Annotated in this window: 13 protein-coding genes and 1 pseudogene; 9 read left to right on the top strand and 5 right to left on the bottom strand. The window is 73.0% G+C overall.

Features of this window, described 5'->3' with window-relative positions; genetic code table 11:
- Positions 1-14 precede the first annotated feature (14 nt).
- Positions 15-2906: pseudogene (locus ACIP4P_RS24950) on the bottom strand (type I polyketide synthase); the annotation flags it as partial.
- A gap of 274 nt (positions 2907-3180) precedes the next feature.
- On the opposite strand from ACIP4P_RS24950, the gene ACIP4P_RS24955 reads away from it, so the two are divergent.
- On the top strand, positions 3181-4314 hold the full coding sequence (locus ACIP4P_RS24955; protein ID WP_400921879.1) for an acyltransferase family protein: 1134 nt from the start codon (positions 3181-3183) through the stop codon (positions 4312-4314).
- Positions 4311-5210 carry an NAD(P)-dependent oxidoreductase gene (locus ACIP4P_RS24960; RefSeq protein ID WP_400921881.1) on the top strand — a complete coding sequence of 300 codons (900 nt, stop codon included), beginning with the start codon at positions 4311-4313 and terminating at the stop codon, positions 5208-5210. Before ACIP4P_RS24955 ends, ACIP4P_RS24960 begins: the two co-directional genes overlap by 4 nt.
- Positions 5211-5268: 58 nt before the next feature.
- Here ACIP4P_RS24960 and hutH read toward each other — a convergent pair whose 3' ends face one another.
- Entirely contained in the window at positions 5269-6948 is a 1680-nt protein-coding gene (gene hutH, locus ACIP4P_RS24965; RefSeq protein ID WP_400921883.1) for a histidine ammonia-lyase, read from the bottom strand.
- A gap of 495 nt (positions 6949-7443) precedes the next feature.
- Between hutH and ACIP4P_RS24970 the strand changes: the two genes are divergently transcribed.
- From ACIP4P_RS24970 to ACIP4P_RS24980, 3 genes are all read left to right on the top strand, one after another.
- Positions 7444-8334 carry an SDR family NAD(P)-dependent oxidoreductase gene (locus ACIP4P_RS24970; RefSeq protein ID WP_400921884.1) on the top strand — a complete coding sequence of 297 codons (891 nt, stop codon included), beginning with the start codon at positions 7444-7446 and terminating at the stop codon, positions 8332-8334.
- A gap of 34 nt (positions 8335-8368) precedes the next feature.
- A complete protein-coding gene (locus tag ACIP4P_RS24975; protein WP_400921886.1) occupies positions 8369-9163 on the top strand; it encodes an alpha/beta fold hydrolase in 795 nt (264 codons plus the stop codon).
- Between the two features lie 138 nt (positions 9164-9301).
- Complete coding sequence (locus ACIP4P_RS24980; RefSeq protein WP_400921888.1) at positions 9302-9880, top strand: TetR/AcrR family transcriptional regulator; 579 nt, start codon at positions 9302-9304, stop codon at positions 9878-9880.
- A gap of 9 nt (positions 9881-9889) precedes the next feature.
- Here ACIP4P_RS24980 and ACIP4P_RS24985 read toward each other — a convergent pair whose 3' ends face one another.
- Both ACIP4P_RS24985 and ACIP4P_RS24990 read right to left on the bottom strand, forming a co-directional pair.
- Entirely contained in the window at positions 9890-10012 is a 123-nt protein-coding gene (locus tag ACIP4P_RS24985; protein ID WP_400921889.1) for a hypothetical protein, read from the bottom strand.
- Between the two features lie 84 nt (positions 10013-10096).
- Positions 10097-11254 (bottom strand): helix-turn-helix domain-containing protein, encoded by a 1158-nt coding sequence (locus ACIP4P_RS24990; RefSeq protein ID WP_400921891.1) that lies wholly within the window; start codon positions 11252-11254, stop codon positions 10097-10099.
- Positions 11255-11364: 110 nt separating this feature from the next.
- On the opposite strand from ACIP4P_RS24990, the gene ACIP4P_RS24995 reads away from it, so the two are divergent.
- A complete protein-coding gene (locus tag ACIP4P_RS24995; protein WP_400921893.1) occupies positions 11365-12171 on the top strand; it encodes an alpha/beta fold hydrolase in 807 nt (268 codons plus the stop codon).
- A 938-nt stretch (positions 12172-13109) separates the two neighbouring features.
- Here the strand turns inward: ACIP4P_RS24995 and ACIP4P_RS25000 are convergent.
- Positions 13110-13433, bottom strand: a complete 324-nt coding sequence (locus tag ACIP4P_RS25000) for a hypothetical protein (RefSeq protein WP_400921895.1) — start codon at positions 13431-13433, stop codon at positions 13110-13112.
- 208 nt (positions 13434-13641) lie between these two features.
- On the opposite strand from ACIP4P_RS25000, the gene ACIP4P_RS25005 reads away from it, so the two are divergent.
- Genes ACIP4P_RS25005 through ACIP4P_RS25015 form a run of 3 tightly spaced genes read left to right on the top strand, consistent with a single transcriptional unit; the run spans position 13642 to position 16924 of the window.
- Complete coding sequence (locus ACIP4P_RS25005; protein ID WP_400921897.1) at positions 13642-14031, top strand: hypothetical protein; 390 nt, start codon at positions 13642-13644, stop codon at positions 14029-14031.
- A complete protein-coding gene (locus tag ACIP4P_RS25010; RefSeq protein ID WP_400921899.1) occupies positions 14028-15773 on the top strand; it encodes a relaxase/mobilization nuclease domain-containing protein in 1746 nt (581 codons plus the stop codon). Before ACIP4P_RS25005 ends, ACIP4P_RS25010 begins: the two co-directional genes overlap by 4 nt.
- Positions 15774-15790: 17 nt before the next feature.
- On the top strand, positions 15791-16924 hold the full coding sequence (locus ACIP4P_RS25015) for a hypothetical protein (RefSeq protein WP_400921901.1): 1134 nt from the start codon (positions 15791-15793) through the stop codon (positions 16922-16924).
- The last annotated feature ends 24 nt before the right edge of the window (positions 16925-16948 follow it).

The raw sequence follows: 16948 nt of genomic DNA on the forward strand, positions 1-16948 counted from the left end.
CGGCGGGCGGACCGTCAGGTCCGGCTCCGGCCGAGCTCGTTGTCGATCAGGTCGAACAGCTCGTCCTTGGTGGCGGTCTCCAACCGGCCGTGGCGGTCGAGGAGTTGCCGCAGGCGCTCGGTGGCCGCGTGGACGGCGGGGTCGTCGGCCGGCCGGGCCGCCAGGGCCCGTTCCAGGCGGGCGACTTCGGCGAGCGGGTCCGGGTGCTCCGAGGTGGCCGTCCGGTCGAGCAGGAGGTCGGCGACGGCCTCCGGGGTGGGGTGGTTGAACAGCACGGTGACCGGCAGTTCGACCGCGGCGAGCACGGCCAGCCGGTTGCGCAGCTGGACGGCGGTGAGCGAGTCGAAGCCGAACTCCCGGAACGGGCGGGCGACTTCGATGGTCGTCGGGTCGGCGATCCGCAGCACGGCGGCGGCCTCGGCGCGCACCACGTCGAGCAGATGGACGCGCCGCTCCCCGGCGGGGAGTTCGGCGAGGCGCCGGGCGAGCGCGCCGGTCTCGGCCGGGGTGGCCTGGGGCGCGGTCGGGGCCGGGGACTCGGCGGGGGCGGTCGACTCCAGCCAGTACCGCTCGCGCTGGAAGGGGTAGGTCGGCAGCTCGACGTGTCGGGCGCCGGTCCCGGCGAAGAAAGCCGACCAGTCGACGGGCGCCCCGAGCACATGCAGTCGGGCGAACGCCCGGACGACGGTGCGCGGCGCCGCCTCCCCGGGCACCAGCGCGGGTACCGCGCGGCCGTCCCCGGCCGCCCCCAGGGCCAGCACGACGCCCAAGTCGGCTGGCAGCTCGTCGACTTCGGACAGGTACGCGGCCGGATCGGCCCACCACTCCGCCGGTTCCTCGCAGCCGGTCGCGGCCGACAGCAGGGGCAGCCGAGCCGGGGTGAAGGCCAGCGCTGTCACCGTCTGCCGGAACTCCGCCCGGGCCGCCGGGTCGTCCCCCTGCCCGAGCAGCCGCTCGCGCGCGGCGAGCAGGGCCACGGCGTCCAACACCGAGAGCGCCCCGGCCAGATGAGCCGCGACCACCGTGCCAGAGCCTTCGCCGACCAGCGCCGAAGGGCTCAATCCCCAAGCCGCGTACAGCCGGTGGAGGGCCACCTGGACCGCGAAGCCACCTGGCATATCAGGGAAGGCGGCCAGCTCGTCGTACGCGGCGGCGAACACCGGGAAGGCGGACCGGAGTTCGGCCACGGCCTCCGGCCCGGCCCCCTCACCGTCCGGGCACAGGAACACCGTCCGGATCTCGCCGTCCATCCGCCGGGCACCTTCTGTCGCCAGGTGACCGGCCAACTCGCCCAGTGCTTCGATGAGTTCCTCCGCCGTACCGCCGACCACGGCGGCCCGGTACGGCAGCGCGGCCCGGGTGGTCGCCAGCGCCCGGGCGACGTCCCGGTGGTCCGGGACCGCGCCCGGGCCGCCGACCAGCGCCAGCAGGTCGCGCGCCTGCGCCGCCAGGGCCGGGACGGAGCGCGCCGAAAGCACCCAGGGCACCACCGGCAGCACGACCTCGGACTCCTCGCCCTCCGGCTCCGGGGCCTCCTCCAGGATCACGTGCGCGTTCGTCCCGCCGAGCCCGAAGGAGGAGACCGCCGCCCGGCGCGGCCGTTCGCCGCTCGACCAGTCGCGGGCCTCGGTGAGCAGCGCGACCGCCCCCGACGCCCAGTCCACGTGCGGCGAGGGCTGCTCGGCGTGCAGGGTCGCGGGCAGTCGGCCGTGCCGCAGCGCCTCGACCATCTTGATGACGCCGCCGACCCCGGCGGCCGCCTGGGTGTGCCCGAGGTTGGACTTGAGCGAGCCCAGCCACACCGGCCGCTCCGGCGACCGCCGGCCGTAGGTGCGCAGCAGCGCCCGGGCCTCGATCGGGTCGCCGAGCGCCGTCCCGGTGCCGTGCGCCTCGACCGCGTCGACGTCCTCGGCGGTCAGCCGGGCGTCCGCGAGGGCGGCGCGGATCACCCGTTCCTGGGACGGGCCGTTGGGCGCGGTGAGCCCGTTCGAGGCGCCGTCCTGGTTGACGGCCGAGCCCCGGACCACGGCGAGCACCCGTCTGCCGTCCCGGCGTGCGTCGGAGAGCCGGGCGAGCATCAGCAGTCCGGCGCCCTCGCCCCAGCCGACGCCGTCGGCGACCGCCGAGAAGGCCTTGCAGCGGCCGTCCGGGGCGAGGGCGCGTTGGCGCGAGAAGCCGAGGAAGGCGACGGGGGTGGACATCACGGTCACCCCGCCGGCCAGGGCGAGGTCGCACTCGCCTCGGCGCAGCGCCGCGCAGGCCAGGTGGAGGGCGACCAGCGAGGAGGAGCAGGCGGTGTCGACGCTGACGGCGGGGCCCTCCAGGCCGTAGGTGTAGGCGAGTCGGCCGGAGAGGATGCCGGGGCTGCTGCCGCTGAAGAGGTAGCCCTCGAAGTCCTCGCGGGGCAGCTGCGGGCGGCTGCCGTAGTCGTTGTACATCACTCCGGCGAACACCCCGGTCCGGCTGCCGCGCAGGTGCTCGGGCGGGATCCCGGCGCTTTCGCAGGCCTCCCAGGCGATTTCCAGCAGGATGCGCTGCTGGGGGTCGGTGCCGAGGGCTTCGCGCGGTGACATTCCGAAGAATTCGGCGTCGAACCGGTCGGCGTCGTACAGGAATCCGCCTCGTTCGACGTAACTGGTGCCGACCACGTCGGGGTCGGGGTGGAACAGGGAGTCGAGCGGCCAGCCCCTGTTCGACGGCAGTCCGCCGACCGCGTCGACCCCGTCGTCGACCAGTCGCCAGAGCCGTTCCGGGCCGTCGGCGCCACCGGGGTAGCGGCAGGCGGTGCCGATGATCGCGATCGGCTCGGACTGCCGTTCCTCCAGGGCCCGCAGCCGCTCCCGGGTGTCGACGGCGTCGGCGACCACGCGCTTGAGGTACTGGCGCAGGGTGTCATTGTCGGCCACGGGGGTCTCCGGTCCTGGATCGGGCGGGGCGGCGGGGCGGCGCGACGGCGGACAATCGCGCACGCACCTTAGCCGGGTACGCCGATCTCTATCAGATATGACCCGCCGTCAACATTTCCGCTTGGAAAGTATGCAGAGCACCCATCGGACCGTATTCAGAGCATCCAATCAGCCATTCCTCGACGAGCTGATGTCACAGCAACTTTCTTTGCCACCGGTTCGGTTACGATCACCGGGCCTTCCCCCCACCCGCTCCGACACCTCGGGAACGCTCTTGGCACTCGGCCGAACGACCCGGCTGCCCTCGCTCACCGGTCTGCGCTTCCTCGCGGCGGCCGCCGTGGTCGCCCAGCACTCCAGCCTGATCTGGACGCACGGCCACGGTGAGAACGCCGTCCTGCTCCGGCTGGGCTTCGCCGCAGTGACGTTCTTCTTCCTGCTCAGCGGCTTCCTGCTGGCCTGGGCCTGGCGCCCCCGGCAGTCCGTCCGGGTGTTCTGGCGCCGCCGGGTGGCCCGGATCCTCCCCAGCCACCTGGTGACCCTCGCCCTCGGCGTGCTGCTGCTGGCCGCCGCCGGGCAGGCCGTGCCGCTGCACGCCTGGCTGCCCAACGCGCTGCTCGTGCAGACCTGGTCCCCCGGTTTCGACCTGCTCGACCCCGGGGTGAACGGGGTGTCCTGGTCGCTCTGCTGCGACCTGGCCTTCTACCTGCTGTTCCTCGTCATCGCCCGGCGCGCGGCCGTGATCCGCCCCGAGCGGCTCCGGTACTGGGCCGCGGCGGCCGTCGCGGCCGCCGTCCTGGTCCCGCTGCTGGCCACGGTCGTACCACCGCTGCTCGACGGGCCGCCGTTCGGCCTCGGCGTGACCCAGCGCCAGATCTGGTTCAGCTACACCTTTCCGCCGGCCCGGATGCCGGAGTTCCTGCTGGGCGTGGTGCTGGCCCGGCTGGTCCAGGAGGGGCGGCTCGACCGGGTCCGGACGTGGCACGGCGCGCTCGCCTTCGCGCTGCTCTACCCGCTCGACCACGTCGCCCCACTGATGTTCGGCATCGCCGCGATCACCGTCCTGCCGCTGGCGGCGCTGATCGTGGGGACCGCCAACGCCGACCGGCTCGGCCGGCCGTCCTGGCTCGCCCACCCGGTCGCCGAGCGGCTGGGGGCGCTGTCCATGGCGCTGTATCTGACGCACCTGCTGGTGATCGAGCACGGCGACGCCCTGCTCGACCCGTACGGCACCGCCGACGGGCTCCGCCCGCTGCTCTTCACCGTCGTCCTCGTCGCCGGATCGCTGGCGGCCGCCTGGCTGCTGCACGTCGCCGTCGAGGAGCCGATGGTGCGCCTGCTGAACGGACCGCGCCGCACCCGCCCGGCCGCGGTCCTCACCACCGCCCACCAGAGGGAGACTCCATGACCACGCCCCAAGCGCCCGCACCCGCCCCCTCCCCCGTCGCCGTGCTCGGCCTCGGCCTGATGGGCACGGCACTCGCCGACGCCTTCCTGGCCGCCGGGCACCCCACCACCGTCTGGAACCGCACCGCCGCCCACGCCGACGGCCCGGTCGCCCGGGGCGCCCGGCGCGCCGCGACCCCCGCCGAGGCGGCGGCGGCCGCGCCGCTCGTGGTGCTCTGCCTCAACGACCACCGCGCGGTGCACCAGGTCCTGGACGCCGCGGGCGACGCCCTGGCCGGCCGGGTCCTGGTCGACGTCACCTCCGGCACCTCCCAGGACGCCGACGACGTCGCCGAGGCCGCCGCCTGGCACGGCGCGCAGAGCCTGGACGGCGCGCTGCTGGCCACCCCCGACACCATCGGCCGGCCGGAGACCGCCGTGCTCTACAGCGGACCGGAGCCGGCCTTCCGGGCCCACCAGGGGACGCTGACCGCGCTCGGCGGCAGCCCGGTCCACCTCGGCACGGACCAGGGGCTCGCCTCGCTGCACGACGTCGCGATCCTCGGCGCGCTGTGGTCCGGCCTGAACGGCTTCCTGCACGCGGCCGCGATGCTGCGCACGGCCGGGATCGGCGCCACGGAGTTCGCACCGACCGCCGAGCTGCTGTTCGCGGGCATGGGCGCCTTCGTGAACCGCTACGCCCGGCAGATCGACGAGGGCGACTACACCGCCGAGGACTCGGCGCTCAGCACCCACCTGGCGGGGGCCGTCCACCTCCTGCGGGAGAGCGAGCGGCGGGGCGTCAACCCCGACCTGCCCCGGCAGCTGCTGGCCGTGATGGAGGCGGTCGCCGCCCGCGGCCACGCCGCCGACGGTTACGCGGCGGTCATCGAGCACTTCGGCAAGCCGACGGAGTAGTCCGGTGAATGCCTGAACTCCCCTTCACCCGAAGGGGAGTTCAGGCATCGGCGTGGACTCAGGCCCCGGCCGCCACCGCCCGCAGCCGGCCGGACCCGATCAGCTCCGCCACCAGCCGGATGTCCCGCTCCATCCCCCGGTCACCGTCCATCACCGGCGACACCGCGCGCACCGCCGCGTGCACGGCGGCCGTCGGCCCGCTGAGCCGCTCGACGCCGCGCAGGTCGGCGGCCTGGCAGAGCGCGAGCAGGTGGATCGCCGCCGTCTGGCGCACCAGCTCGACCACCGTCCGGGCGTCCCGGGCGGCGATGGTGCCCATGCTGACCTTGTCCTGGTTGTGCGCCTCGGTGGAGCGGGAGAAGGAGGTCGCGGGCATGGTCAGCTTGAGCGCCTCGGCGACCAGCGAGGAGGCGGCCAACTGCATCGACTTGAAGCCGTGGTGCAGGCCCGCCTCCCAACTGTCGTCCGGGAAGCGCGGGATGAGGTTCGCGGTGAGGCCGTTGTTGTACTTCTCGTCCACCACCAGCTGCAACTGCCGTTCCAGCAGGTCGCCCACGCTGGCGACGGCGGTCTTCAGCGCGTCCATCGCCTGGCCGATGTGCCCGCCGTAGAAGTTGCCGCCGTTGACGACCGCCCCGGTGTCGGTGTCGAACAGCGGGTTGTCGTTGGAGGAGTTGATCTCGACGTGGGTCCAGTCGGCGGCGAAGGCGAGGGTGTCCCGGAGCACACCGTTGACGTGCGGCGCGCAACGGATCGAGTACCGGTCCTGGACGGGCTCGGTCAGCCGACGGTAGCCCGTCCCGTCGGGCATCGGGTCGGCCTGCTCGTCGAGGTCCCCCGCGAACGGGCCGTCGCCGTCCCGGCCGAGCAGCCGGCGCACCGTCCGGGCGGACTCGGCGCTGCCCGGGTGCGGCTTGTGGTCGAAGACGAAGGCGTCGAAGTGGCGCGGGTTGCCGTTCAGGACCTGGGAGGCGAGGGCCGTGCACAGGTCGGCGGCGTGGGCGAGCTCGGTGGCGTCGCGCAGCACCAGGACGGCGAACCCGGCCATGAACGAGGTGCCGTTGACCAGCGCCAGCCCCTCCTTGGAGGCGAGCACCACCGGCTCCAGACCCACCGCCGCCAGCGCCTCGGCGGCGGGCCGGGCCTCGCCCCGGTGCAGCACCGTGCCGTGCCCGGTGAGCATGGCCCCGAGGTAGCTGAGCGGGACGAGGTCGCCGCTGGCGCCCACCGAGCCGCGTTCCGGGACGACCGGCAGGATGTCCTGTTCCAGGCAGTCCAGCAGCAGTTGGACGACCTCCGACCGGATCCCCGAGTTGCCGCGGGCCAGGCAGTTCGCCCGGGCGATCACGGTCGCCCGCACCACCTCGGGGGCGGCCGTCGGGCCGAGGCCGCAGTTGAAGCCGCGGATCAGGTTGGCCTGCAGCGCCTCGACCTTGGGCGCCGAGATCTGCCGGGTGTTGCTGTCCCCGAAGCCGGAGGTCACGCCGTAGACCCGCCGCCCGGACTCGACGATCGCGTTCTTCAGATCCACCGACCGTTTCATCCGATGAACGGCACTGTCGGCGAGCGCCACCCGCCAGGCCTCGGGCCGACGGGCCGCCTCGGTCACCTGGTTGACCGTCAGGGAGCGCCCGTCCAGCAGCAGATCGGCTCTGGACACACCGGACGTGGCCGAACCGCCCTGGATCCACTGGGCGTTCGACGTGCTCGGCGTGTTCGGCGTGCTCTCGGACGACAACTCGACTCTCCTGTCTGCGGGCGCCGTCGACGCGCCTGCGGGGGCCCGGTACGGGCGGGACGGAACGGGGTGCAAGGGCGAACGTGCGCGGGACCGGCCGCCGAGCGGCGTGCGACTGCGCCCCGTTGATCTCCTATCACCCTACGTCACCACGATCCGCTCGACGTAACGCACCGGCCCCGATCGAACACGGCCGGGGGATCCCCGCGGTTCGACCGAGGCACAGGCAGGCGTCCCGCCCCGCCGCACCCGAGGCCTCCCCACCGCGGCGCGGTCGCATCGCGCCGTCGCGGTCACCACCCGTCAGGGCCGGTACGGCACGGGCGTGTCGCCGAACAGCCGATCGAGCGGCTCCCGGAAAGCCCGAACGGCCCGCACCCCGATCGAGGGATGCGGGCCGCCGCCGGGCATTCAAACGGATAGGTCATCCAGATATCTGCTAGTGTCCCGATCAAGCGGATGACCTATCCGATTGTTTGACGGGCGGAGGAGCTCATGACGAAGACAGCCGTGGTCACGGCCGGAACCGGCGGCATCGGGCTGGAGACGGCCCTGGGGCTGGCCGCCGCCGGCCTCGCGGTCACCGTGGTCGGACGCGACGCCGAACGAGGCGCCGGCGCGGTCGAGCGGATCAACGCCACCGGCCCGACCCACCCAGCCCGCTTCCTGGCTGCGGACCTCGCCTCGCTGGACCAGGTCCGCGCTCTCGCCGACCGGATCGCCACCGACCACACCGCCCCCGGACGGCAGCTGGCCGTCCTGGTCAACAACGTCGGGGCGATGTTCGCCCGGCGACAGGAACTGGACGGCGTCGAGGCCTCCTTCGTCGTCAACCACCTCTCCCCGTACCTGCTGACCGAACTGCTGCTCCCCACCCTCACGGCCGGGGCCCCGAGCCGGATCGTGAACGTGACCTCGGCAGCGGTCGGCGTGGCCAAGCGGGCCTTCGAGAGGGTCGAGCCGCCCGGCGGCTACTACGGCTTCCACTGGTACGGCCGCGCCAAGCTCGCCAACCTGGCCCACACCCTCGACCTGGCCGCCCGGCTGGACGGCACCGGCGTCTCGGTCCTGGCCGCCGACCCCGGCGGCGCGGCGACCGCGATGACCGACGGCACCCTGACCGACCCGAGGATCGTCTCGCCCGCCCTGCGGCTGCTGTGGCCACTGGTCCGCCGCAGGTTCGAACGCTCCACCTCCGGCCCGGCCTCGGTGGCCGCCCGGCCGTCGATCGTCGCCGCCACCGACGCCGCCCTGGAAGGTCGGACCGGCCTCGTGATCGGCCCCGACACCCACCCCGTCGCCCCGTTCCGCCCCGCCACCGACCCCCGCCTGGCCGCCGCCGTGCGCCGCCTCAGCGAGGCCCACGCGCCCGTGGCGCGCGGCTAGCCCACATCACTTCCCGTCACCCGAGGACACGACCATGAACACCGCCAGTCCGACCACCTACGCCCGCACCGTCCACGGCTCCGGCCCCGGCCTCCTCCTCGCCCACGGCGCGGGCGGGGGCATCGAGGCCAACTTCGGGCCGATCATGGCGGGCCTCGCCGCCCGCCACACCGTCATCGGCGTCGACTACCCCGGCTCCGGCCTGACCCCCGACTCCCCCACAGCGCTCGAACTCGACCTGCTCGCCGACCAGTTGGTCGCCGCGGCGGACGCCGAAGGGATCGACACCTTCGCCCTCTGCGGATACTCGCTGGGCGTCCCGGTCGCGATCCGGGTCGCCGTCCGCCACCCCCGGCGGGTCACCCGGCTGGTGCTGACCGCGGGCTTCGCCCGTCCGGACACCCGCACCGACCTGTCCGCCGCGATCTGGCAGCAACTCCACACGTCCGGCCAGCACCTCCTGCTCTCCCAGTTCCTGACCCGACTCGCCCTGAGCGCACCGGTGTTGAACTCCCTCACCCCCGAGCAGGTGCGCGCCGCCGCCGAACGGACCGCAGCCGCCCACCCGACGGGCACCGCCGCCCAGGTGGACCTGGTCCGCCGCACCGACGTCCGTACCGACCTGGCCGCGATCGCCGCACCGACCCTCGTCATCGTGACCACCGGCGACGCCCTGATACCCGTCTCCCTCCAGCACGAACTGGCCGCCGCCATCCCCGGCGCGCGGACCGCGGAACTCGCCACCGGGCACCTGCCCTTCGTCGAGCAGCCGAGCCGGTGGCTGGAACTCATCACCGACTTCCTCGGCCCGCAGCAGGAGGACGTCTGACCCGCCCGGTGCGGGTCGGCCCGGCGGCCGTCCCGCACCGGAAGATCACGAGCGCGTCGTCCCGCCTATGATCGGATGCCGACCCCGCACGACAGCTGCCGTGCGGGCCACCCGACGAGCGACCTGGACCGCCCACTCATGACGATGCCACCGCTGCGCAAGGACGCCGCCCGGAACTGGGACCGGATCGTCGCCGTCGCCCGCGACCTGGTCGACCAGGGCATCCCGCTGCAGCTCAACGACGTCGCGCGCCGGGCCGAGCTCGGCGTCGCCACGGTCTACCGGCACTTCGCCACCCCCGAGGCCCTGCTGGAGACCGTCGCCACCCCCTGCCTGGAGGCCCTCGCCGAGCACGGTCGGCTCGCCCTGACCGACGAGGACCCCCGGCGCGGGCTGGAGTCCTTCCTGACCCGGGTCGTCGAGGCCCAGGTCACCGACGCCGCCCTGCCCCCGGTCGCCGCGGCGGCCGAGAACGCCCTGCCGCGCACCACCGAACTGCGGCAAGCGCTCGCCGAGGCCGGCACCGCCCTGCTCGACCGGGCTCACCGGGCCGGGACGGTCCGCCCCGACCTCGCCGCCGCCGACCTCGTCCCGCTGATGTGCGGCATCGCCCACGCCGTGAACATCAGCGGCGGCTCCCCCGCGGCCCGCCACGCCACCGCGCAGCGCTACCTCACCACCCTGCTAGAAGGCCTGCGCGCCACCCCGACGACGTAGGCCCTCGCCTCACAGCGAGGCGGCGAAGGCGACCAGGCGGGCGCTGACGGCGTCCTTGCCGCGCCGGGCGATGCGCTGGCCCCAGGCGGGACGGTCGGAGCGCCCCTGCCACCGGGGGTCCAGCGAGATCACCCGGTGCCCGGCCGCCCGGAGCGGCGACGCACGGGCCTCACCCAGGCGGCCCAGGCGGCGCGGCGGCCCAGGCGGCGCGGCGGGTCAGCCGAGTTCGCCGGTCGCCTGGAGGTGGCGCACCGCCCACCACAGGGCCAGGGCGTCCTCGGTGCGGGCGGGGTCGAGGCCGGTGGCGACGGTGAGCCCGCGGATCCGGTAACGCAGGGTGTTGGGGTGGACGAAGAGGGCGGCGGCGGCCTGCTCGGCGTTGGCGTCGGCGGCCAAGTAGGCGTCCACGGTGCGCACCAGGGTGGTGCGGCGCTCGCCCGTGGTGTGCCCGAAGCACTGCTCGACGAGCTGTACGCCGACCGCCGGAAGGGTCAACACCGCACGGTGCAACGGGAGTTCCTCGGCCCGGACGCAGCGGTTCAGGGCGAAGGCGACGGCCAGTTCGTCGGCCCGCTCGGCCTCGGCGAGCGACTCGCGCAGCCGGCCCGGCGGGCGCGCCGGGCCCAGACCGGCGGGCAGCGCCACCGCGGCCGGGAACGGCCGGACGGCCAGGCCGATGACCCGGTCGGCGCCCGGCTCGGCGAGCAGGGCGACGGTGTGCGGGCGCAGCGCCCACTCCACCGCGGCGATCGTCCGCCCGGCACCGGGCCGGGCATGGCAGACGTGGTACTCGGTGCGCAGGTCCAGACCGAGCGCGGCGGCGGCCGTCGCCAGGTAGTCGGTCGGCAGGTCGCCGGTGACCAGTTGGCGCAGCAGCAGGGTGCGGTGCTCCTGGGCGGCCCGGGCCTTCTCCAGGTCCCGCGTCCGGTGCCCCTGGACGACGGCCGCGGACACCCGGTCGCAGCCGTCCCAGAAGTCCCGGGCCAGCTCCAGCCCGGCCTGCGGGGCGTCGGCGCGCCGGATCTGCTCGTAGAGGGCGTCGAAGGCGCGGCGGGTGGTCAGCCGGAACGCCTCCAGCAGCGGTTCCAGCCCGATGCCCTGCTCGGCACGCAGCGAGCCGAAGGCGGCGAACTCCCGCTGCTCCTCGGCGGTGGCCGCGCGCCCCTCGCGTAGGGAGGCCAGCACCGGCGCCAGCACCACCAGCAGCTCCGCCCGGACCTGCTCGGGGTCCTGCCCGTGGTAGGCCGGGATCTCCCGGACGACCGTGGCGGCGGCCCCGGCGGCGATCTCCTCCAGCGACAGTGCGGCCAGCACCCGGGCACGCGGGTCGCCGTCGGCCGCCGGAACGCTTCCCTCATCCACTGGTTTGTCCACACCGACAATTCTGGCCCGACCGCCGCTGTCCCGACCACCATGGCCAACCGCATGCCGCGCGAACAGGCTGGATTCAGCCGATCTCACCGCCCGACGCCACGGAGGCAGCCATGCCGCACTTTGTCGCCAGCGACAACACCACCCTGCGCTACCAGGACGAGGGGAGCGGCCGTCCGGTCGTCCTGATCGCGGGCTACGGCGCGCCCGCCGACAGCTGGGCCCTGCAGTGGGCGCGGCTGCGGGCAGCCGGGCACCGGGTGATCTCCTTCGACCGCCGCTGGCACGGCCGCTCCGACCGGCCCGCCCACGGCCAGCGCATCGCCCGCCACGGCAAGGACCTGCACGACCTGCTCGCCCACCTCGGCCTGGACGACGTCACCCTCGTCGGCTCCTCGATGGGCGCCGCCACCATCTGGTCCTACGTGGGCCTGTTCGGCTGCGGGCGCCTCGCCGGGATCGTCACCCTCGACCAGACCCCCAGGATGGTCAACAGCCCCGACTGGCCGTACGGCTTCTACGGTCTGACGGCCGACAACCTCGGCACCTTCCTCCTCCACCCGGAGGCCGTCCACACCGGCCACGGCCGCCCCTGGCCCGACCAGGCCGCCACCGACGCGCTGCTCCGCGGGGCCGGCGGCCGCGGCCTGAGCCGGCTGATCACCCCCGACACCTACCCGCTGCTGTTCGACCACGCCTGCCAGGACTGGCGCGACATCGTCGCGGGGATCACCGCGCCGGCCCTGATCGTGGCCGGCGCGGACAGCCAGTTCTGGCCCAGCGAACACGCCGCCGCCACCGCCCTCCTCAGCCCGCTCGCCCGCTCCGCCGTCGTCCCCACGGCCGGCCACCCGCTGCACCTCGACCAGCCCGACACCGTCGGCCGACTCCTCACCGACTTCACCGCCACCACCGCCTGACCGACCCGCTGCCGGCCCCGGCAGCGCGCTGCCGATCGGGTCGCACTCGCCGCCCCGTTCGAGCAACCCTTACAGGTGGAGTTCTTTTACATACGCTCTGCGCCCTGAGGCGGTCCCAACCGTAGCGGCCGCGGTCTCCCAGAGCGCCTCCGTGTCAACCAGCCTGGATGTACCGCCCGGCCGCGGAGTTCGGCTTCGGCTCGGGCAGGACCCGCTGGCGGCGGCTCCCGGCGTGGAACGAGGCCGCCAGGTGGGAGCGGCTCCACCTGGTCCTGCGGAAGTTCGATTGGCCGGACAGGTGGACTGGTCCGGGGCGGTGACCGACTCCCGTCACGGCCGGGCCACCCGGCGGGGCCCAAAATCGGCCTGAGCCTGTTCGACCGCGCGCGACCGGGCAGCAAGCACCACGTCCTCGTCGACGGCCAAGGCATCCCGCTCGCGGTGTCGCTGACCGGCAGTAACCGCTACGACGTCACCCAGCTGCTGCCCCCGCGCGCAGGTCCGCGCCGTGGCCAGCATGGCCGGTCGGCCACGACGCGGACCGGATGCCCCGCTCTCCGACCGGAGCTACGACCGCTACAGGCGCCGACGCCCCGCGGGGAAGCTGATCGCCCACTGCAGGGCACCCCACGGTTCCGACCTGGGTGCCCACCGTTGGGTCGCCGAGCGCACCCTCGCCTGGTCAGACGGAAAGCTGGCTTTCGATGGCGTCCGCCGCTCGCAGTGGCCTTCGGGCGTCCCCGGCCATCCGCAATCAATTCCGCAAAACACAGCGGCGGAACGACCGACAACGCGACGCAGCTTCGTCGGCGGCGAACCTGAAAAAGGCAGGCTCAGGACTTCTCTGCTCGCCATTGTCACAACAAGCACTAACTCGCTCTGGTCAGCGATCGCAGGAATCCCCTGACTCCTGCCCACCATGCGGCGTCTCGTCGACGTCATTCAACCGAGGCATGCAACGAAACCTCCGCACCACCGGACACCGGCCCCAAAATGACGTTCTTGCCCCCGACCCCGTGCTTCCGAGGTCGCCCCTTGGGCCGGCGAGAGGGCACCTCCGCCCCCAACCGCGAAAGCTCTTCCGAACTCCATCCCGCCGCTTCCGCAGCCGCGTACGCCCGCCCGTACGGCGCGTCCGTCTCCGCCAGCTCGTCCTTCAAGCGCTTACGCTCCGCCATGAGGCCGGCGAGCGGCACGATCGCCTTCTCCCGGTCGCTCTGAATCTCGCGCATCCGCTGAAGGAACTCTTCTTCTCTCGTCATGCCGCCGGATCCTAGAGGCACTGCTCCCGACCGCTTCAGCTCCGCTCCGCCGAGTCACTCGTGCCGGTGATTCCCACCCACCCTCCCGGCGTATCTACGTGAAGTTAATTCGACAACGAATCACAGTGACGGGACGGATGAATCGAGCGAGGGACAGTTCGATGCGGCTCATCGGAACAAGCGCCCCGCAGAGCCGAGGAGCAGCGGGATGAGCGCCACGCAGGGAGAACGCCGACGGGAACGCCAGATGCAGGCACCGCGGTCGAACCGGGTGAACCTTGCTTACAACGACGCCGAGCTGACGATCGTGCAGGAGGCCGCGAAGCGCGATGGCATGGCGCTCTCCGCCTGGGCCGCCCGCAAGGCACTGGCGGTCGCGAAAGACCAACTCATTCCCGTGTCCGCAGACGCACGCGACGTGCTCACCGAGCTCATCCGATCCCGCGGTGAGCTGGTACGAATCGGCGAATCCATCGGGTTGATCGGGCACAGCGATACGCATCCGAACGCACCTCTTGCGAAGAAACTGGCGGAAGCTGTGCAGCGGGTCGATCGTGCGACGCTGCAGGTGATGCGGGAGCGAGTGTCGCGCTGGTGATCCCCAAGAGAGCGAAGGGCGGGAACGACACCGGCGGGCTTCTCTTCTACCTCTACGGCCCCGGAAAGCGGGACGAGCACGAGAACCCCCGCATGGTCGCCGCATGGGCACCGTGGGTTCCCGACCCCGCCCGCGCGCCGGACATGACGGTCGGGGAGCTGGGACTGCTCCTGGACGCGCCCGTTCAAGCCCTGCCCGGCAACCCACCCGCCGAACACGTCTATCACGTAGCCGTTCGCGCAGCGCCCGAAGATCCGCTTCTGACGGACGAGCAGTGGGCCGAGGTAGCGCGGACAATGATGGACGCCGCAGGCGTAGCACCGCACGGCGACTCGTGGGGCTGTCGCTGGGTCGCGATCCGTCATGCGGACGACCACATCCACATCGTCGCGACGAAGGCCCGTCAGGACGGAATCCAACCGAACCTGAGGCAGGACATCGTCCGGATGCAACGGCTCGCCCGGCAGTTCGAGGTTCGCTGGGGCCTGCGCCAACTGACCTCCGGGGACCGCACCGCGAAGCGCTGGCCGACAACGGGCGAGACGCGCAAGGCCTCCCGCCGCCATCTCGCGGAGAGTGCTCGCGACCAACTGGAACGGGCCGTCCGTACCGCAGCAGCAGCGTCTGCGGGCGAGGACGAATTCTTCGGTCGCCTCCGTTCTTCCGGCGTGCGGGTGGCGCAGCGTGGAGGTCCCGACGGCGGCACTCCGGTCGGGTTCTCGGTCGCACTGCCAGGTGATCGGGATCGGGGCGATCGCGCGGTCTGGTTCGCGGGCTCAAGTCTGGCCTACGACCTGTCGCTCCCCCGGGTCCGCGAACGGTGGCAGGTTCCGGTCCCGGATCCGGAGGTTCCGCCGAACACGCTCTGGCAGACACTCGAACACAACCTCACGGCGGCCTCCGAACGTTTCGGCGCCGGCGGACGGAGGCAGGGCGCAGGTGACGTCGCCGCACTTGGCGACCTGCTTGTCACGGTGGCAGCGACCGCGCCTCCCGTTGCGGGGTCGCAGCTGCGATCCTCGGCCACCGAGTTCGAGCGGGCTGCGCGGGCGCCTGGACGACGAGATCTCGGTGGGGAGGCACAGCTGCTGCTCCGCTCCTCTGTCCGGATTCTCGTATCAGCTGCACGGGCATCAGGCCGAAACGACGCCGTCGCGTTCCTGGGCTTCCTGCTGGCCCTCACCACCGCTGTCAGGGCAGCGCAGCTCTGGCACGAAGAACAGGGTCACCACCTCCAGGCCGAAGCCGCGAAACGGACGGGTGAACCACTGCGGGAAGCGGTGGAAGTTGTCACCGGTGCATCAGCCGATGCTGGAGCTCAGCCGCGCGCTCGGCGGACGGTATCAGCGGCAACGGAGTCCGGTCGGGCCCCGATGCCGGCCGACGTAGTGGCAAGGACTGTCCCGACCCATGCCTCAACCGTGCTGTTGGACCCTGCTTGGCCTGCCCTACACAGCCGCCTGACCGACCTGGAACGGCAGGGCATCGAGCCCGCACCGGTCCTCGCGGCGGTGGCCGCCCGACGCGAACTCCGCTCTAGCGATTCGGTCGCCCAGGTCCTCATCTGGAGGTTGGACGGGTGGGCCACCGCTCAGGGCGTTCCGTTGAGGACACGGGCGGCGTCAACTGCTTCGAGAGTCGGTGCCACACCACCGCCACCTCCGAGGGCGATCGCCGGTTCCTCAATCAAGGCGAAACCTGCCCCCGGACCTGAAACCGACGGGCCAAGTCGGAGCCGCTGAGAGACAGGAGAGTCACGATGACCATGCCCTACCCGGGCGAACCGTTCGCCGAAGCGGTCGGCGAGGCGGTGCAGACATCCACGATGGCCGTACGCCTGATTCTCGCCGTCGCGGACGCGGTACGCCGCGCGGCGCAGCGCAGGGCCGGTGGGGAGCAACAGCTGCCACCGGTGGACCAGGCTCTCCCCGAGGCGGCCGGGGACCTCAAGGCCCTGCTCTCCCCGGACGTCTCCTGGGCTCTGATGTCCAGCCCGGACTGGCCGGTCATGGCACAGCAGCTGGTCGCTCTGCGGCGCGCCGGTGTCGACCTGGACCGGTTTCTGCCGCGGGTCGGGGACATCGCGGTCTCGGTACGGGACGCGGTCGTCGCCGACTCGGCCCGGGTCGCGGCCGAGCAGACCCAGCAGTGGGAACGCGTCCTGCGCGCCACCGTGCCCTCGGGCCCGGTGCGGGAGGCCATCCTGTCCTCCCCCATCTGGCCGGAAATCGCCGCGACCATGCAGGAGATCCAGGATCGTGGCCTCGATGTCCGACAGATTCTCGCAGCCGCGTACGCCGAGGGCCTCGGAGTCGAGCAGGCGGTCGACCGAACGCTCAAGGCTCCGCAGCGCCCACCCGCTGCACCAAGTCAGGACGCCGTACGGTCGTACGGTCCGTTGACGGTGGGGCTGGACCTGCCGAAGGACCTCGACCTGGGAAACCGCCGTCGGGCGTTGGCGCAGCTGGGGGTGAGCCAGTCGGAGAACGCCCGGTTCGTCCGCTGGGTCCACGAGGCGATGCCTGGCCGGGAGCGCGAGGCCGGGCTGCTCGTGAACTCCCGCCAGTGGCCGCTGTTGGCCGCCCGAATGACCCGAATGCAGGACGACGGAAGGTCCGTCCCGGACCACCTCGCACGGCTGATGCGCGATCGTACCTGGGAGGCCGGCCCCGTCTCCCAGCTCGCCGCCCGCCTGGTCCAGGCAGCCGTCGAGGCACTGCACAGGCCGACGCACGACGACCGTGTCTCGGCCTCGGTGGTGACGGGCGCAGCCAGAGCCTCGTCCGCGGCCGCCGGACCACCCTCGCGGTCACGGGGCACCGTACCTACCCGTCCCAGTGCTCCTCTTCACCGAGTCCCCGTCCCGAACCCCGGTACCAGGCGTTCCAGGTAGTGGCGTCCCACCGGCGCCGGGCCC

The organism is Kitasatospora sp. NPDC089509, from assembly GCF_044749365.1.
Lineage (GTDB): Bacteria > Actinomycetota > Actinomycetes > Streptomycetales > Streptomycetaceae > Kitasatospora.